Origin of the sequence: Nocardiopsis lucentensis DSM 44048 (assembly GCF_000341125.1) — a bacterium.
Taxonomy (GTDB): Bacteria; Actinomycetota; Actinomycetes; order Streptosporangiales; family Streptosporangiaceae; genus Nocardiopsis; species Nocardiopsis lucentensis.
In genome coordinates this window covers 1-384 of the sequence record NZ_ANBC01000835.1, presented here as the reverse complement: position 1 = coordinate 384, position 384 = coordinate 1, and the positions used below count along the sequence as shown (strand labels likewise).

At 71.6% G+C, this 384-nt stretch carries 1 pseudogene; it reads left to right on the top strand.

Annotated features, from left to right (window positions below):
• Positions 1-384: pseudogene (locus D471_RS40535) on the top strand (acyltransferase family protein); the annotation flags it as partial.

The window sequence follows — 384 nt, the reverse complement described above, 5'->3', positions numbered from 1 at the left end:
TCGTCGTCCTGGCGACACTGGCCGCGACACGGCTGCTCATGCCCGAGACGGCGTGGCGCGAGGCGCCCGGGGGCGCGGTCGCGGCCCTGCTCCACCACACGAACTGGCGTCTGGCACTGGGCTCGGTGGACTACCTGGCCCGGGAGGGCGACCTCGATCCGTTCCAGCATTTCTGGTCCCTGTCAGTACAGGGGCAGTTCTACCTGGTGTGGCCCGTGTTGATCGCGGCGGTCGTGTGGGCGGCCCGGCGCGGCGGACGCGACCCGCGTACCCCGCTGCTCGTCGCCCTGTCCGCGGTCTTCGTGTTCTCGTTGGCCTACTCGGTGGTGATGACCCGGGCCGACCAGCCGTGGGCCTACTTCGACACCGGCGCCCGGCTGTGGG